16 protein-coding genes are annotated in these 16,997 nt (G+C 67.9%); 2 read left to right on the forward strand and 14 right to left on the reverse strand.

Features of this window, described 5'->3' with window-relative positions:
• The 6 genes from AC1D1T_RS20355 to AC1D1T_RS20380 all read right to left on the reverse strand — a co-directional run.
• On the reverse strand, positions 1-439 hold a 439-nt coding region (locus AC1D1T_RS20355; RefSeq protein ID WP_477992388.1), incomplete at its 3' end, for an ABC transporter permease subunit.
• Positions 440-600: 161 nt separating this feature from the next.
• Positions 601-1,503 carry a transporter substrate-binding domain-containing protein gene (locus AC1D1T_RS20360; protein ID WP_477841472.1) on the reverse strand — a complete coding sequence of 301 codons (903 nt, stop codon included), beginning with the start codon at positions 1,501-1,503 and terminating at the stop codon, positions 601-603.
• Between the two features lie 126 nt (positions 1,504-1,629).
• Complete coding sequence (locus tag AC1D1T_RS20365) at positions 1,630-2,532, reverse strand: amino acid ABC transporter substrate-binding protein (RefSeq protein WP_477828837.1); 903 nt, start codon at positions 2,530-2,532, stop codon at positions 1,630-1,632.
• A gap of 306 nt (positions 2,533-2,838) precedes the next feature.
• Positions 2,839-3,759, reverse strand: a complete 921-nt coding sequence (locus AC1D1T_RS20370) for a LysR substrate-binding domain-containing protein (protein ID WP_477841470.1) — start codon at positions 3,757-3,759, stop codon at positions 2,839-2,841.
• A gap of 34 nt (positions 3,760-3,793) precedes the next feature.
• The gene (locus AC1D1T_RS20375) at positions 3,794-4,300 is read right to left on the reverse strand and encodes a hypothetical protein (protein WP_477829121.1); all 507 of its coding nucleotides are present in this window, start codon (positions 4,298-4,300) and stop codon (positions 3,794-3,796) included.
• A gap of 147 nt (positions 4,301-4,447) precedes the next feature.
• Positions 4,448-6,280 (reverse strand): ABCB family ABC transporter ATP-binding protein/permease, encoded by a 1,833-nt coding sequence (locus tag AC1D1T_RS20380; protein WP_477992389.1) that lies wholly within the window; start codon positions 6,278-6,280, stop codon positions 4,448-4,450.
• Positions 6,281-6,323: 43 nt separating this feature from the next.
• Between AC1D1T_RS20380 and AC1D1T_RS20385 the strand changes: the two genes are divergently transcribed.
• Positions 6,324-6,746, forward strand: a complete 423-nt coding sequence (locus AC1D1T_RS20385; protein ID WP_047500334.1) for an acyl-CoA thioesterase — start codon at positions 6,324-6,326, stop codon at positions 6,744-6,746.
• 4 nt (positions 6,747-6,750) lie between these two features.
• Positions 6,751-7,662: a delta(1)-pyrroline-2-carboxylate reductase family protein gene (locus tag AC1D1T_RS20390; protein ID WP_477841466.1), complete on the forward strand. Its 912-nt coding sequence runs from the start codon at positions 6,751-6,753 to the stop codon at positions 7,660-7,662.
• Here the strand turns inward: AC1D1T_RS20390 and AC1D1T_RS20395 are convergent, their stop codons facing one another.
• From AC1D1T_RS20395 to AC1D1T_RS20430, 8 genes are all read right to left on the reverse strand, one after another.
• Entirely contained in the window at positions 7,663-8,508 is an 846-nt protein-coding gene (locus AC1D1T_RS20395) for an SDR family oxidoreductase (protein ID WP_047500330.1), read from the reverse strand.
• Positions 8,505-9,272 (reverse strand): SGNH/GDSL hydrolase family protein, encoded by a 768-nt coding sequence (locus tag AC1D1T_RS20400; protein WP_465110980.1) that lies wholly within the window; start codon positions 9,270-9,272, stop codon positions 8,505-8,507. The genes AC1D1T_RS20395 and AC1D1T_RS20400 overlap by 4 nt, the downstream gene beginning before the upstream one ends.
• Before the next feature lie 14 nt (positions 9,273-9,286).
• Complete coding sequence (locus tag AC1D1T_RS20405) at positions 9,287-10,051, reverse strand: enoyl-CoA hydratase (RefSeq protein WP_477992390.1); 765 nt, start codon at positions 10,049-10,051, stop codon at positions 9,287-9,289.
• Complete coding sequence (locus tag AC1D1T_RS20410) at positions 10,048-10,932, reverse strand: alpha/beta hydrolase family protein (protein ID WP_477826091.1); 885 nt, start codon at positions 10,930-10,932, stop codon at positions 10,048-10,050. The genes AC1D1T_RS20405 and AC1D1T_RS20410 overlap by 4 nt, the downstream gene beginning before the upstream one ends.
• A gap of 169 nt (positions 10,933-11,101) precedes the next feature.
• Positions 11,102-12,298, reverse strand: a complete 1,197-nt coding sequence (locus AC1D1T_RS20415) for an acetyl-CoA C-acyltransferase (protein WP_477826092.1) — start codon at positions 12,296-12,298, stop codon at positions 11,102-11,104.
• Between the two features lie 14 nt (positions 12,299-12,312).
• Positions 12,313-14,697, reverse strand: coding sequence for a 3-hydroxyacyl-CoA dehydrogenase/enoyl-CoA hydratase family protein (locus AC1D1T_RS20420; protein WP_477992391.1), 2,385 nt, complete (start codon positions 14,695-14,697; stop codon positions 12,313-12,315).
• 23 nt (positions 14,698-14,720) lie between these two features.
• Entirely contained in the window at positions 14,721-15,164 is a 444-nt protein-coding gene (locus tag AC1D1T_RS20425) for a DUF2147 domain-containing protein (protein WP_047500318.1), read from the reverse strand.
• 50 nt (positions 15,165-15,214) lie between these two features.
• Positions 15,215-16,997, reverse strand: a 1,783-nt coding sequence (locus AC1D1T_RS20430) for an acyl-CoA dehydrogenase C-terminal domain-containing protein (RefSeq protein ID WP_477992392.1), incomplete at its 5' end; no start/stop codon positions are given.

The raw sequence follows: 16,997 nt of genomic DNA on the forward strand, positions 1-16,997 counted from the left end.
CATATCGATAGGTCTGCGGCAGCGTGAGGYCCATCGCGAGGCCTGCATAGCGCTGCCCCTTCGGCAACGCGTTGATGCCAGCCTTCACCTGCTCGGCAATGCGCGCAGAGGTGAAGAATCCGAGCGCGAACACCACCAGCACGAAGCTTGGAACGGCTCGCAGGCTCAGGAACATCGTCGGAATGACGTGGTACCAGATGAAAAGCTGGACCAGAAGAGGAACGTTGCGGAACAACTCGACCCAGGTTTCACCGAGGTAGGCGAGCACCTTGTTCGGCAGCGTGCGCAAGATGCCGACCAACGAACCCAACACGAGCGAGACGATCAGTGCCAGCAAGGCCACTGACAAGGTCCACCCCCATGCCGACAACATCCACTGAAGGTAGGTCTGCCCGCCCCCCGTGTCTTGCAGGAATACCTGCCAGTCCCACTTGCCCAAGGCATTGCTCCAATTCTTGTGAGGGGCGCACGACGACTGCGCTGCCCCAAGAAAAAGCGCGACGCGGGTCACCCGGCGCCGCGCTGGGGGGACTGTAAGCAAGTGTCGCGCCCAGTGGCGTCAGGGCTTACCTCAGTCCCGGTCCATCGCAAGAACCCGCCTTACTTCTTGGCGTAGTCTTCCATCGGCTTGTCGTTCGGGGCCGCCCAGGCGGCCTTGGTGGCGTCCGACAGCGGCAGGCCGACCTTGGTGTTGCTCGGCGGGATCGGCTGGTTGAACCACTTGTCGTAGGTCTTGGCGAGGTCGCCCGACTTGATCTGCGCCACGATGCTGTCGTCGACCGCCTTCTTGAAGGCCGGGTCATCCTTGCGCAGCATGATCGCGATCGGCTCGACGCTCAGCACTTCGCCGACGATCTTGAAGTCGGCCGGGTTCTTCGCGCGCGAGATGTTGCCGGCGAGGATCTGGCCGTCCATCACGAAGGCATCGGCGCGGCCCGATTCCAGCAGCAGGAAGCTGTCGGCGTGGTCCTTGCCGAACACTTCCTTGAAGTCGATGCCGGTGGCGCGCTCGTGCTTGCGCAGCGTCTGCACCGAGGTCGTGCCGGTGGTGGTGGCCACCGTCTTGCCGGCCAGTTGGCCGATCGCGGTGATGCCCGAGTTGGCCTTCACCGCGATGCGCACTTCTTCCACGTAGGTGGTGAAGGCGAAGGCGACGTCCTTCTGGCGGGTGGCGTTGTTGGTGGTCGAGCCGCACTCGATGTCGACGGTGCCGTTCTGCACCAGCGGGATGCGGTTCTGCGAGGTGACCGGCTGGTACTTGATGTCCAGCTTGGCCAGGCCCAGCTGCTTCTGGATGTCGGCCAGCACCTTCTGGCAGACGTCGTAGTGGAAGCCGGCGTACTTGCCGTCGCCCAGCGTGTAGGCCAGGGCGCCCGACGACTCGCGCACCCCCATCGTGACGGTGCCGCTGTCCTTGATCTTCTTCAGCGTGTCGCTCTGCTGCGCCTGGGCGACGCCCGCGACGGTCAACAGGGCGGCAACGCTCAGCCATGCCTTTTTCATACGATCTCCTTCAGGGTGGAAAAGAGGGGGGCGAGTACCCACCCACGACAACAACGAAATTCTAGGGAGTCGGGAGCTACGCAGTTCCACGTAGACCGGATGCTTCTTTCGACAACGGCTGGAACATCACCCCGGCACCTGGTCCGACGGGTACTTCCAGAAGTCCCGCAGCAGGTAGTTCATCGGCAGGTTCAGCGGCAGGTTCTTCGGCGGGATCGGCTTGTTGAACCAGTGATCGTAGATCGCATAGGCCTCGCGGCTGAGGATCAGGCGCTTCATCTCCTCGTCGCAGATCTTCTTGAACTCGGGGTCGTCCTTGCGCATCATGATCGCGAGCGGCTCGATGGTCAGGAACTTGCCCACCACCTTCAGCTTGCCCGGCTCGGCGCTCGACGAGATCAGGCCATAGAGCAGCACGTCGTCCATCACGAAGCCGTCGACCTCGCCGGCCAGCACCATCTGCATGGCCTTGGCATGCTCGGGCGCCTCGACGATGGTGATGCGCAGCAGGCGTTCGCGGTTCGCGCGGTCCACCTCCTTCAGCGGCGTCGTGCCCTTGGTCGACACGAGCTTCTTGCCCTCGAACATCGGCAGCTCGGCGATCGGGCTGTCGGCCAGCACCATGTAGCGCGCGCCGGTGATGTAGTGCGGGATCGTGAAGGCCACCTTCTGGCGACGCTCGGCGTTGTTGGTGGTGGAGCCGCACTCCAGGTCGGCCTTGCCGTCGACGACCATCTGGATGCGGTTGCCGGCGGTGACGAGCACGAACTCCGGCGCGAGGGCCTTCATCTCGAGCCGCTTGCGCACCGCCTCGGCCAGCTTCAGGCACAGGTCGACCGCATAGCCCATCGGCTTCTTGTCGGCATCGAGGTACGAGAACGGCACCGAGGATTCGCGGTGCGCGATCAGGATCTTGCCGGTCTGGCGGATGCGGTCGAGCACCGGACCGGTGGGCACCGCGGCAGTCGCCGGCGCGGCCTGCGCAGGCAGCGCGGCGGCCCATGCGCCGAACGTGGCCAGCACGAGCATCGACGCGGTCAGGAGAGCGGAAAACCGGCGCTTGCCGTGCACGTACGTCATGGGTGGAGTCTCGCAACCTTCATGCCACAAGGGCCGATGCGCAGGGCACACGGCGGGACGCCAGTGTGCCTGCAGGACGGCGTGGGATCGATGACGCGGGCACCGGGGCGGCGGCACATGGGGACAAGTTGGCGTTCGGGTGGCGATGGGCGCGGACTGTATTCGCCTGCCTGTCGGAAAGCCAATGCGGATTGGCGGAGAACCCATGCATCGAATGCATGCCGCGCGAGGGAAAACCCTCTGGCGTGGGGTGTTTCAGCCCGCCGGCTTGAGGAAGTTCCACAGGGCCCGGGCGCCGGGCTTGCCGCCCTGGCGCGAGAGATCGGGCAGCTCGCGGTAGATGCGCACTTCCATCGTCAGCTCGAGCATGCCGGGCGCGGCGGCCCGCACCAGGCGCCGGCTCTTCAGCTCCTTCTTCACCGAGCTCACCGGCAGGAAGGCGAGGCCGTGCCCCTCGAGCGCCATCGCCTTCAGGCCCTCGGCCATGTCGGTCTCGTAGATCGGGTCGAGGTTGAGCGGCGCCGGGGCGAGCTTGACGATCTGCTCGACCAGCCGCCCCAGGTAGGCCCCCGCGCCGTAGCTGAGGAAGGGCACGCGCTCGCCGGGGGCGCCGGGCAGGCGGAACAGCGGCTCGCCCTTCGCATCGGCCTTCGCGTACACGGCCAGCGTCTCGTGGCCGAGGCTCAGCATCTCGTAGCGCTCGGGGCTGAGCTGCAGCGGCTGCGACGGGTGGTGGTAGGCGATCAGCAGGTCGCAGCTGCCCTCGGTCAGCTGCATCACGGCATCGTGCACGTTGAGCGCGATCAGGCGGCTCTTCAGGGCCCCGAAGCGCTTGCGCAGGTCCATCACCCAATGCGGGAAGAAGGTGAACGCGAGCGAGTGCGGCACCGCGAACTCGATCATGTCCTGCGCGGCGACCTGGTGGCCGCGCATCATGTTGCGCGTGGTCTGCAGCGCGCCGAGGATGTCCAGCGCCTGCGCATGGAAGGTCTCGCCGGCCGGCGTGAGGCGGGTCGGGTACGACGAGCGGTCGACCAGGTCCAGCCCGGCCCAGGCCTCCAGCGCCTGGATGCGGCGCGAGAACGCCGGCTGCGTCACATGCCGCATCTGCGCCGAACGCGAAAAGCTCCGCGTCTCGGCGAGGCTGACGAAATCTTCAAGCCACTTGGTTTCCACGGCAAGAGTTTAGGGCCCGCGGTTCAGGGCTTCTTCAGCGCTTGCTCAGCGTGATGTCCAGTTCGTGCACCAGGTCGTTCACCAGCTGGGTCGACGCCTGGCGTGAATCGGCCGTCGGCCCGGCGGTCTGCGCGACGATGTCGGCGGTCCAGGCGCCGCCCGCCTTGGCGCTGGCGCCGGCCACGCGGAACACCACGCGGCTGGCCAGCGTGTTGCAGTCCTGCCCGCCATTCACCGGCGTCAGCGTGACGAACTGCTGGCTCGCCGGCGTCACGCCGTTGTTCAGCATCATCGGGCCCAGGTCGCTCATCAGCCGCTCGCGCAGCGCGCCCATCACCGCGGCCACGTGCTCGCTGCCGGCGGCCGAGCAGGTGTCGAAGGCAAAGCTCTCGTTGTCGATCCAGACGACCTTGGCGTCGGGCAGGCGCAAGGTGGCATGGGCCACCGCATCAGGCGCCGCCTTGGCAGGCGTCGAGATCGCGCCGGCGACCGCCAGCAAGGAAAACAGAACCGCACGGGAAAAAGTCTTGTGAGCAGTCATCGCATCCGTCCTCTGTGGGTGAATCGGTGAACGCGACTCTAGAAGTGCAACAAGATGTGTGCTCGTCAGCTCCGTAACGATTGTTCACAATTGACTGAGAGTTCACGCTCGTTTTTCACGAACCGGGTCGGATTCTTCGGAGCCTTCCTACATGACGGCGGACAGCTCGTCGGATGCGGCGCTCTGCTGCAGCCGCCACATGTCGGCGTAACGGCCGTCGAGTGCCAACAATTGCGCATGCGTGCCGCGTTCGACGATGCGGCCCTGCTCCATCACCAGGATCTGGTGCGCATCGACGACGGTGGACAGCCGGTGCGCGATGACGAGCGCCGTCTTGTTGCGCGCGACGCCCTGCAGCTCGGCCTGGATCGCGCGCTCGTTGGCCGAGTCGAGCGCCGAGGTGGCCTCGTCGAAGATCATGATCGGCGGGTCCTTCAGCAGCGTGCGCGCGATCGCGACGCGCTGCTTCTCGCCGCCGCTCAGCTTCAGCCCGCGCTCGCCGACCGTCGTCTCGTAGCCCTTGGGCGTCGAGACGATGAAATCGTGGATGCGGGCCGCCTTCGCCGCCGCCTCGACCTCGGCGGCACCGGTGCCGGGCCGGCCGTAGGCGATGTTGTAGGCGACGCTGTCGTTGAACAGCACCGTGTCCTGCGGGACGATGCCGATGTTCTGGCGCACGCTGCCCTGTGTGACGGAGCGCAGGTCCTGGCCGTCGATCGTGATCACGCCGGCCTGCACGTCGTAGAAGCGGTACAGCAGCCGCGCGAGCGTGCTCTTGCCCGAGCCCGACGGGCCCACCACCGCCACCGTCTTGCCGGCCGGGATCTCGAAGCTCACGTCGTGCAGGATCTGCCGGTCCGGCTCGTACGAGAAATCGACGTGGTCGAAGCGCAGCTGCCCATGCGTCACCTGCAGCGGCAGCGCGCCCGGCGTGTCGGCGATCTCGCGCTCGCGCTCGAGCAGCGCGAACATCTTGTCGAGGTCGGTCAGGCTCTGCTTGATCTCGCGGTAGATCACGCCGAGGACGTTCAGCGGGATGTAGAGCTGGATCATGAAGGCGTTGATCATCACCAGGTCGCCGAGCGTCATGTGGCCGGCCACCACGCCCTGCGTCGCGCGCCACAGCATCGCGACCAGGCCGGCCGCGATGATCAGCTGCTGGCCGGTGTTCAGCATCGACAGCGTGGCCTGCGACTTCAGCGCGACGCGGCGCAGCCGCTCCAGGCTCTCGTCGTAGCGGCGGGCCTCGAAATCCTCGTTGTTGAAGTACTTGACGGTCTCGTAGTTCAGCAGCGAGTCGATCGCGCGCGAATGCGCGGTGGAATCGAGCTCGTTCATCTGCTTGCGGAACTGCGTGCGCCAGTTCGTGAAGACGACCGTGAAGCTGATGTACACCACCAGCGCCGCCAGCGTGATCCACGCGAACCAGGCGTCGAACTTGACCGCCAGCAGCGTCAGCACGAGCACCATCTCGACCAGCGTGGGCACGATGCTGTAGAGCGAGTACGAGATCAGCGAATGCACCGCGCGCGTGCCGCGCTCGATGTCGCGCGTCATGCCGCCGGTCTGGCGCTCGAGGTGGAAGCGCAGGCTCAGCGCATGCAGGTGGCGGAACACGTTGAGCGAGATGCTGCGCGCCGTGCCCTCGGTGGCCTTCGCGAAGATCAGCTCGCGCAGCTCGGTGAACAGCGAGGTCGACAGCCGCAGCAGCCCGTAGGCCGCCAGCAGCCCGATCGGCACGACCAGCACCGCCTGGATGTCGCCCGGCTTGATCGACAGGCTGTCGACCAGCTGCTTCAGCAGCAGCGGCACGCCGACGTTGGCCAGCTTGGCCGCCACCATGAAGCCGAGCGCGATCGACACGCGCCAGCGGTAGCGCCACAGGTAGGGCAGCAGCTTGCGCAAGGTGGCCGCATCGGAGCGCGCTGCGGCAGGCGTCACGGCATCGGGGGGTGGCAAGGGGGTCGAGAGGGATCGCATCGTGGAAGAATCGAGGGGTTGAACCCAGGTGAAGGCGCCGAGTATGAATACAAGCCAGCCGCAGCACGACCCCGCGTTGGCGGTCACGTTGCCGAAAGACCTCGATCTGGTGCTGCGCGTGATGCCGATGCCGGCCGACTCGAACAGCAACGGCGACATCTTCGGCGGCTGGATCATGGCCCAGGTCGACCTCGCCGGCTCGGTGCTGCCGGCGCGCATCGCGAAGGGCCGCGTCGTGACGGTCGCCGTCAACGAGTTCGTGTTCAAGCAGGCGGTGTCGATCGGCGACCTGCTGAGCTTCTACGCCCGGGTCGAGCGGATCGGGCGCACGTCGATCACGGTGCACGTCGAGGTGTACGCCGAGCGCAACCCGGCCGACCTGAAGGTGGTGAAGGTCACCGAGGCGAACCTGACCTATGTCGCGATCGACCGCGACGGGCAGCCGCGGGTCATTCCACGGGACTGAGCCGGTGCGCCTGATCGACGCGGAGCAGACGGCCGCGCTGCTGCCGTGGCGGCCGCTGGCCGATGCGGTCATGCGCGCAGCCGTCGAGCGCGCTGAAGGCCGGCTGCAGGCGCCGCTGCGCAGCAGCTTCGCGCTGTCGGGCGACGACAGGCTGCTGCTGATGCCGGCCAGCGACGCGCACTACGCCAGCGTCAAGCTGGTGACGGTGAACCACGGCAACCCGGCGCTCGGGCGCGAGCGCGTGCAGGGCGAGGTGCTGCTGATGGACCGCGCGACCGGCGAGCGGCTGGCGATGTTCGACGGTGTCACGCTGACCGCACGGCGCACCGCGGCGGTGTCGCTGGCGGCGGCATTGGGGTTGCAGGTGCCGGCGGGCGAGCGCCTGCTGATCGTCGGTGCCGGCGCGCAGGCGCTGGCACATGCACAGGCCTTCGCGGCGGTGCTGGCGCCGGCGTGGATCGGCATCGCGGCGCGTTCGCGCGCAGCGGCCGACGGCCTGGTGGCGACGCTGGCGGCGCACGGTGTCAAGGCGCATCCGATCGACGACATCGGCGCCGAGATCGGCCGCTGCAGCTTGATCGTCACCGCGACGACGAGCCGCTCGCCGGTGATTCCCGATGCGCTGCGCCCGGGCGTGCGCGTGTTCGCGGTCGGCGCGTTCACGCCGGCGATGTGCGAGCTGCCGGCTGCGCTGGTGCGGCGGGCCGCGCTGATCGTCGACGACCTGGACGGCGCGAAGGAAGAGGCTGGCGACCTGATCCAGGCCGGCGTCGACTGGTCGACGGTGCGCGGGCTGGCTCAGGCCGCCGAGCTCACCGGCGCGGGCGAGCGGCCGGTCGTGTTCAAGAGCGTCGGCAGCGCGGCGTGGGACCTCGCCGCGGCGCGGATGGCCTGGGATCGGCTGAGCGCCTGCTGATCAGTCCACGAAGAAGTCCGGCACGAACTCGGTCGTCCCCGGCGTCACGCTGTACTGCTCGAGGTCGGTCACCCCATGCCGCGCCAGCAACTCGTCGTCGATGAAGAAATTCCCCGTCGTCTGCCGCGCGTCGCTGGTCAGCACCAGGTACGCCGCATCGGCCAGGATCTGCGGCGTGCGGCAGCGCGCGATGTCGACGCCCGGGATCATCTGCAGCGCGGCCGTCGCGATCGCGGTGCGCGGCCACAGGCTGTTGACGCCGATGCCCAGCGGCCGGAATTCGCCCGCATGCCCCAGCGTGCATTCGCTCATGCCGTACTTGGCCATCGTGTAGGCGACGTGCGGGCTGAACCAGCGCTCGCGCATCGACAGCGGCGGCGACATGTTCAGCACGTGCGGATTGCGACCGGCCTGCGCGGCCTTCGCCAGGTGCGGCAGGCAGGCCTGCGTGACCAGGTAGGTGCCGCGCACGTTGACACCGAACATCAGGTCGAAGCGCTTCATCGGCGTCGCGGTCGTCGGCGTCAGGCTGATCGCGCTCGCGTTGTTGACGAGGATGTCGATGCCGCCGAAGCGCGCCACCGCCTGCTCGACGGCCGCCAGCACGCTCGCCTCGTCGCGGATGTCGGTCTGCACCGGCAGCGCCTGCCCGCCGGCGGCCTCGATCTCGGCCGCCGCCGAATGGATCGTGCCCGGCAGCTTCGGGTTGCTCTCGGTCGTCTTGGCGGCGATCACGATGCGCGCGCCGTCGGCCGCGGCACGCTTCGCGATCGCGAGGCCGATGCCGCGCGACGCGCCGGTGATGAACAAGGTCTTGCCCTTCAGGGTCTGGCGCTCGGTGCTCATGGCAGGGGGTGTCTCCGTGTGGGGGTGGTGGCAGGCAGGCGCGGCGCGAGCTCGGTCGCGATCATGCCGGCCAGTTGCTCGGCCCACAGCGCATACACCGCCGGGCCGGGATGGAAGCCGTCTTCGGCCATCAGGATGCTGTCGGACACCCGCTCGTTCTCGAACGGCACCGGCAGCCACCAGCGGTCCGGCCAGCGCTTGATCCACGCGGCCAGCGCCCGGTTGAAACGCCGCGCGTCGCGCCCGAGCACCCAGCGCAGCGGGTTCGGCAGCAGCGGGAACGAGTGGATCGGCGGCACGCCGCTGTGCACGATGTGGCGCACGCCGGCGCGCTGGACGGCCACGCGGTCGAGCTCGTCGAGCTGGGCCAGCCAGCGCCGCACCGGCACCTGCGAGATCACGTCGTTGACGCCGAGCGCGGTGACCATCACGTCGGCCGGGTGCAGCGGGGCGCTCTCCAGTGCGATCAGCGCGTCGCGCGTGGTGTCGCCGGTGTGCGCGACCAGCTGCCACACGACCGCGCCGCCGAGCCGCTGCGACAAGGCCTCGCTGAGCCGGCCGGCCAGCGCCTGGGCCTGCGTAGGCGCACCGACGCCGGCCGCCGACGAATCGCCGACGATCAGCACGCGCAGGCGCACGCGGCCGGTGCCGGCCACGCCTTCGCGCGAACCTTCGGCCTCGGGCAGGCGCAGCGCGAGGCGGCGCACGCGGAAGCCCTGCCACATCAGCAGCGGCGACAGCAGCACCTTCGCCGCGGAAAGCATCGGTCGGGCCGGGGTCAGCTGAACTGCGAGAAGTCGGGCTTGCGCTTCTGGAAGAACGCGCTGAAGGCCTCGCGCGCCTCGGGGCTGGTGAGGCGCTCGGCGAAGATCGCCGCCTCGGCCTGGATGGCCTGCAGCGTGGCCTCGCTGCCGGCGCGGCGCAGCAGCTTCTTCGTGTCGCGCAYGGCGCCCGGCGGCAGCGCGTTGAAGCGCTCGGCGATGCGGCGCGCATGCTGCGCGACCTCGCTGGTCGGCAGCACCGCGTTGGCGATGCCCATCTCGACCGCCTCGACCCCGGTGAACGGCTCGCCGAGCAGGATCTTCTCGGCCGCCTTCACGCGGCCCACCAACTGCGGCACCACCAGGCTCGACGCGAACTCCGGCACCAGGCCCAGGCTCACGAACGGCATCGCGAGGCGTGCCTCGTCGGCCACGTAGACCAGGTCGCAGTGCAGCAGCATCGTGGTGCCGATGCCGATCGCCGCACCGGTGACGGCCGCGACGACCGGCTTCTCGCAGCCGTTCAGCGCCTGCATGAACTGGAACACCGGCGAGTCCTGGCCGCTCGGCGGGCGTTTCATGAAGTCCTCGAGGTCGTTGCCCGAGGTGAAGATGCCGGGCTGGCCGGTGATCAGCACCGCGCGCACCGCGGCGTCGGCCTGCGCGGCCTTCAGGCCGTCGGCCATCGCCTGGTACATGTCGATCGTGATCGCGTTCTTCTTCTCGGGGCGCGCGATCTCGAGGGTGAATACGCCGTTGAGAACGGCGGTCTTGATGCTCATGTCGTCTCCTTCATCGTGTGCAGTGAGGCCGGGCCGAAGCCCTGCAGCAAAGCCGTCATGCGCGGCCAGAGTGTCGCCTGGAACTGCTCGCGGAACAGCCCGAAGTGGCCGATGCGCTTCGCTTGCACATCGGACGGCGCGATGCGCTCGATGCGGCGCTGCGCATTCGGGTAGCAATCGACCAGCACGCGGGTGCCGCGCTCGGTCATCAGTTCATCGTCGGTGATCGACAGCGCGACCAGCGGGAAGCGCGCCGCCTCGAACTGCTCGCGCACCGCCGCCCCTTCGGCACCGACGTGGTAGCGCGGATGCAGGCACCAGCGCCGCCACTGCAGCATCACGCCCTTCGGCAGGTCGCCGACCTTGCGCAGCCGCTTGCCGGGGAAGTAGCCGAAGACGGCGGTCGCGACCGGCACCAGCACGTACCAGAAGTACAGGATCATGCGGCGCAGCGGCGGCGCGTTGTCGCGCCAGTAGCCGCTGCCGGCCGCCACCGAGATCAGGCCGTCGACCTGCGCGTGGTTGCGCAGCAGGCCRGGCAGCTGCGCGCCCAGGCTGTGGCCGACGAGGTACAGCGGCAGGCCCGGCGCGGCCTCGCGCAGCGCATCGATCGCGCTGTCGTAGTCGCGCGCCCAGCTGAACAGGTCGGCCTTCAGGCCGCGCAGCGACGGCGTCGCGCGCGACTCGCCCATGCCGCGGTAGTCGAAGGTCGCGACCGCGTAGCCCTGCCCGGCMAGCCATTGCGCGAACGGCTGGTAGTAGTCCTGGCGAACGCCCATCGCACCGCCGATCAGCACCGCGGCTTTCGCGGCGCCGACCGACGGGTACAGGCGCAGCGACAGCCGGCTGCCGTCGTCGGTCTCGAGTTGCCTCGTCTCCATGCTCACCTCCACCCACGATCCGTTCGCCCTGAGCAGGGGCCGAGCCTGTCGAGGACCCGTCCGTCGAAGGGTTGGTGCCAGTGGCACGCGGCCTTCGACGAGCTCAGTCCGACCCTTCGACAGGCTCAGGGCGAACGGGGTTACTTCGGACCTCGTTGGCTTGAAGAGATCAGACGCGCTCAAAAATTCCCGCAGCGCCCTGGCCGGTACCGACGCACATCGTCACCATCCCGTACTTCAGGTTGTGGCGGCGCAGCGCGTGGATGACCGTCGCGGCGCGGATCGCCCCGGTGGCGCCCAGCGGATGGCCCAGCGCGATCGCGCCGCCCATCGGGTTCACCTTGGCCGGATCGAGCCCGACGCTGTTGATCACCGCCAGCGACTGCGCGGCGAACGCCTCGTTCAGCTCGATCCAGTCCAGGTCCTGCTGCTTCAGGCCGGCATAGCGCAGCGCGGCCGGGATCGCCTCGATCGGGCCGATCCCCATGATCTCGGGCGGCACGCCGCGCGCCGCGAAGCTGACGAAACGGGCCAGCGGCTTCAGGTCGTACTGCTTGACGGCCTTCTCGCTCGCGAGGATCAGCGCACCGGCGCCGTCGCTCGTCTGCGAGCTGTTGCCGGCGGTCACGCTGCCCTTGGCGGCGAACACCGCCTTCAGCTTGGCCAGGCCTTCCGGCGAGGTGTCGGCGCGCGGGCCTTCGTCGAGGCTCACGGTGCGGGTCTTCACGCCCTGCTCACCGGTCAGCAGGTTCGGAAAGCGCTCGACGATCTCGATCGGCGTGATCTCGTCCGTGAACTCTCCCGCCTTCTGCGCCTTCAGCGCGCGCATGTGCGATTCGTACGCGAACGCGTCCTGCGCCTCGCGGCTGACCTTCCATTGCGCGGCGACTTTCTCGGCCGTCAGCCCCATGCCGTAGGCGATGCCGACGTTCTCATCCTTCGCGAACACCTGCGGGTTGAACGACGGCTTGTTGCCGCCCATCGGCACCAGGCTCATCGACTCGGCACCGCCGGCGATCAGCACGTCGGCCTCGCCGACGCGGATGCGGTCGGCGGCCATCTGGATCGCCGTCACGCCCGAGGCGCAGAAGCGGTTGACCGTCACGCCGCCCACCGGGTGCGCGAAGGCCAGCGCGACCGCGATGCGGGCCATGTTCATGCCCTGCTCGCCCTCGGGGAACGAGCAGCCGATGATGGCGTCCTCGATCGCCTTCGGGTCCAGCGTCGGCACCTGGGCCATCGCGCTGCGGATCGCGGTGACCAGCAGGTCGTCGGGGCGGGTGTTCTTGAAGTACCCACGGCCCGAACGGCCGATCGGGGTGCGGGTGGCGGCGACGATGTAGGCGTCTTGCACTTGCTTGCTCATGTTGTGTTCTCCGCTCAGTTGCGAACAGGCTTGCCCGTTTGCAGCATGCCCATGATCCGTTCTTGACTCTTCGGGTGCTCCAGCAGCCCGCAGAAGTGCTTGCGCTCCAGCGCCATCAGGTACTCCTCGCTAACCAGCGAGCCGGCATCGACATCGCCGCCGCACACCACGTCGGCGATCAGCGCCGAGATGTGGAAGTCGTGCGCGCTGATGAAGCCGCCGTCACGCATGTTGACGAGCTGCGCCTTGATGGTGGCAATGGCGTTGCGGCCGGCCACCGGGAACAGCGTCTTCGCTGGTGCGCGGTAGCCGCTGTCGAACATCGCCTTCGCCTGCTGGATCGCGACGAACAGCAGCTCGTCCTTGTTCGGGACGATCACGTCGCTCCACAGCAGGTAGCCGAGCTTGCGGCTCTCGATCGCGCTGGTGCCCACCTTGGCCATCGCGGCGTTCGTGAAGCCGTCGGTCAGGAACTTCAGGATGTCGGCGTTGGCGTTCGCGGCGCTCGCCATCTCGGCCGCACGGCGCGCGATGTACGCGAGACCGCCGCCGCCCGGGATCAGGCCGACGCCCACTTCGACCAGGCCGACGTAGCTTTCCATCGCCGCGACGCGCTTGGCCGAGTACACCGACAGCTCGCAGCCGCCGCCCAGCGCGATGCCGCGGATCGCCGAGACGACCGGGACCTGCGCGTAGCGGATGCGCAGCATCGCGTCCTGCAGCTTCTTCTCTTCAGGGGCGATGCCCTTGGCGCCGCTCTTCATGAAGACCGGCATCAGCGCCTCGAGGTTGGCACCGGCCGAGAACACGTCATCCGGCGACCAGATCACCAGGCCCTTGTACTTCGCTTCGGCGATCTCGACCGCCTTCAGCAGGCCCTCGGTGACGGTCGGGCTGATCAGGTGCAGCTTCGCGGTGATGCTGGCGATCAGCACCTCGCCGTCGAGCGACCAGACGCGCACTTCCTCGTTCTTGAACTCCTGCGTGCCGGCCTTCAGCGGATCGGCCGCGCCCGAGCCGAGCACGGCCTCGGGGAAGTGCTGGCGGGCATACACCGGCAGCGTGCTGCGCGGGATGTACTTGTTCTGCGACGCGCTCCACGAGCCTTCCGGCGAGTGCACGCCCTCGCGCCCGTCGAACACCCAGGCCGGCAGCGGCGCCTTGCTCAGCGCCTTGCCGGCGTCGATGTCGGCCTTGACCCATTCGGCCACCTGCTTCCAGCCGGCGGCCTGCCACAGCTCGAACGGGCCTTGCTGCATGCCGAAGCCCCAGCGCATCGCGAAATCGACCTCGCGCRCCGAATCGGCGATGTCGGCCAGGTGCACCGCGACGTAGTGGAAGCTGTCGCGCAGGATCGCCCACAGGAACTGCGCCTGCGGGTTGGTGGATTCACGCAGCAGCTTCAGGCGCTCGGGCGCGGCCTTCTTCAGCATGCGCGCGACGATCTCGTCGGCCTTGCCACCCGCGGGCACGTAGTCAGCCTTGGCCGGGTCGAGGCGCAGGATGTCCTTGCCGACCTTCTTGTAGAAGCCGGCGCCGCTCTTCTGGCCCAGCGCGCCCTGCTCGATCAGCTTGGCCAGCACCGGCGGCGTCGCGTAGCTCGGGAAGAACGGGTCGTCGGCCAGGTTGTCCTGCAGCGTCTTCACGACGTGCGCCATCGTGTCGAGGCCGACCACGTCCGCGGTGCGGAAGGTGCCCGAGCTCGCGCGGCCCATCTTCTTGCCGGTCAGGTCATCGACCACGTCATAGGTCAGCCCGAAGTTCTCGGCTTCCTTGATCGTCGCCAGCATGCCGGCGATGCCGACGCGGTTGGCGATGAAGTTCGGCGTGTCCTTCGCGCGCACGACGCCCTTGCCGACCGCGGTGGTCACGAAGGTCTCGAGCTGGTCGAGGATCTCCGGCCGCGTCGCCGGGGTCGGGATCAGCTCCACCAGGTACATGTACCGCGGCGGGTTGAAGAAGTGGATGCCGCAGAAGCGCGGCTTGATCTCTTCGGGCAGCACGTCCGCCAGCTTGGTGATCGACAGGCCCGAGGTGTTGCTCGCGACGATCGCGTGCGGCGCAATGAAGGGCGCGATCTTCTTGTACAGGTCGAGCTTCCAGTCCATGCGCTCGGCGATGGCCTCGATGATCAGGTCGCAATCCTTCAGGAGCTCGCTGTGCTCCTCGTAGTTGGCCTGCTGGATCAGCGCGGCGTCTTCCGGGATGCCCAGCGGCGACGGCTTCAGCTTCTTCAGGCCTTCGACGGCCTTCGTGACGATGCCGTTCTTCGGGCCATCTTTTGCCGGCAGGTCGAACAGCACGACCGGCACCTTGACGTTGACCAGGTGGGCGGCGATCTGCGCGCCCATCACGCCGGCGCCGAGCACGGCGACCTTGCGGACGTTGAAGCGACTCATGTTTCTTCTCCTTTGACTTTGATTTACTCGACCCGGATCCAGGTCTGGGTGCGGCCGAACAGCGGCGCGCCGACATAGCCTCGAACTTCCAGCTTCTTGCCGCCCTCGATCGGCTTCAGGCGCAGCTTGTAGGTCTTGCCGTTGGCCGGGTCGAGGATGCTGCCCCCGTCCCACAAGCCGTCGGTGTCAGCGCTCTTCTTCGCGCCGCGGATGATCGACAGCCCGACCAGCGGCTGGCCCTTGCGGTCGTCGCTGCATTCGTCGCAGACGGCGTCCTGCTTCGCATCGGGATCCAGCAGCTTCTCGAGCTTGCCGCTGATCACGCCGTCGGTCTCGACGATGCGCACCAGCGAGCGCTCCTTCTTCGTGCTGTCGTCGATCGTCTTCCACAGCCCTGCGGGCGTGGCCTGGGCATGGGCGCCCGCCACGGCCAGCGTGGCGGCGAGTGCCAGCAGCAGTCTCTTCATCGCTTGTCTCTCCTGATTTGTTTTGTTTCGACGGGGTGCAAGGCAGAGGCTCAGAACAGCGCCTCGTCCATTTCCATCAGCGGCTTCAGGCCGGTGCGCGCGGTGCGGATCAGCGAGGCGGTCTCGGGCAGCAGCTTCGCGTAGTAGAAGCGTGCCGTCGCGAGCTTGGCCTTGTAGAACGGATCACCGCCGTCCACCTTGGCCAGCGCGACCTTCGCCATGCGGGCCCAGAAATACGCGAACACCAGGTGGCCGGCCACGCGCAGGTAGTCGACCGCGGCCGCGCCCACTTCGTCGGCGTTGCCGAAGGCCTTCATGCCCAGCTCGGTGGTCAGCTTCGTGACCTTGTCGCCCAGCTCGGCCAGCGGGTTCACGAACTCCTGCATCGCCTCGTTCGTGCCTTCTTCCTCGACGAACTCCTGCACCAGCTTGCCGAACTTCTTCAGCTTGGCGCCGTTGTCGGAGAGGATCTTGCGGCCCAGCAGGTCCAGCGACTGGATCGTGTTGGTGCCCTCGTAGATCATGTTGATGCGGGCATCGCGCACGTACTGCTCCATGCCCCATTCCTTGATGTAGCCGTGGCCGCCGAACACCTGCATGCAGTGCGAGGTCGCGATCCAGCCGTTGTCGGTGATGAAGGCCTTGATGATCGGCGTGATCAGCGCGACCAGGTCGGCGCAGTCCTTGCGCACGTCCTCATCGTCCGAGGCCAGCTCCTTGTCGAGCTGCAGCGTGGTCCACATCGCGAGCGCGCGGCCGCCTTCGGCATAGGCGCGGGCAGTCAGCAGCATCTTGCGCACGTCGGGGTGCACGATGATCGTGTCGGCCGGCTTGTCCGGGTTCTTCGGGCCCGACAGCGCGCGCATCTGGATGCGCTCCTTCGCGTAGGCCACCGCGTTCTGGTAGGCCACTTCGGTCAGCCCCAGCGACTGCATGCCGACGCCCAGGCGGGCGGCGTTCATCATCACGAACATCGCCGCCAGGCCCTTGTTCGGTTGGCCGACCAGCGTGCCGACGGCGCCTTCGAGCACCATCTGCGCGGTCGCGTTGCCGTGGATGCCCATCTTGTGCTCGAGGCCGCCGCACCAGATGCCGTTGCGCGAGCCGATCGAGCCGTCGGCATTGACGTTGAACTTCGGCACCGCGAACAGCGAGATGCCCTTCGAGCCGGCCGGTGCATCCGGCAGGCGCGCCAGCACCAGGTGGACGATGTTCTCGGCCAGGTCGTGCTCGCCGGCGGAGATGAAGATCTTGTTGCCGGTCAGCTTGTAGGTGCCGTCCGCCTGCGGTTCGGCCTTCGTGCGCAGCAGGCCCAGGTCGGTGCCGCAGTGCGGCTCGGTCAGGCACATCGTGCCGGTCCACACGCCGCTGGTCAGCTTCGGCAGGTACAGCGCCTTCTGCGCATCGGTGCCGTGCGCATGCAGCGCCTCGTAGGCGCCGTGCGACAGGCCGGGGTACATGGTCCAGGCCTGGTTGGCCGAGTTCAGCATCTCGTAGAAGCACTGGTTCACGACGTGCGGCAGGCCCTGGCCGCCGAAGGCCGGGTCGCAGCTCAGCGCCGGCCAGCCGCCTTCGACGTACTGCGCATAGGCTTCCTTGAAGCCCTTCGGCGCGGTCACTTCGTGCGTGGTCTTGTCGAGCGTGCAGCCCTCTTCGTCGCCGCTCTGGTTCAGCGGGAACACCACCTGCGATGCGAACTTGCCGCCCTCTTCGAGCACGGCGTTGATCGTGTCGAGGTCGATGTCGGCATGCGCCGGCAGGGCCTTCAGCTCGTCGACCACGTTCAGCACTTCGCTCATCAGGAACTGCATGTCACGCAACGGAGGGGTGTAC

This window comes from Rhizobacter sp. P2_H3 (assembly GCF_056403355.1).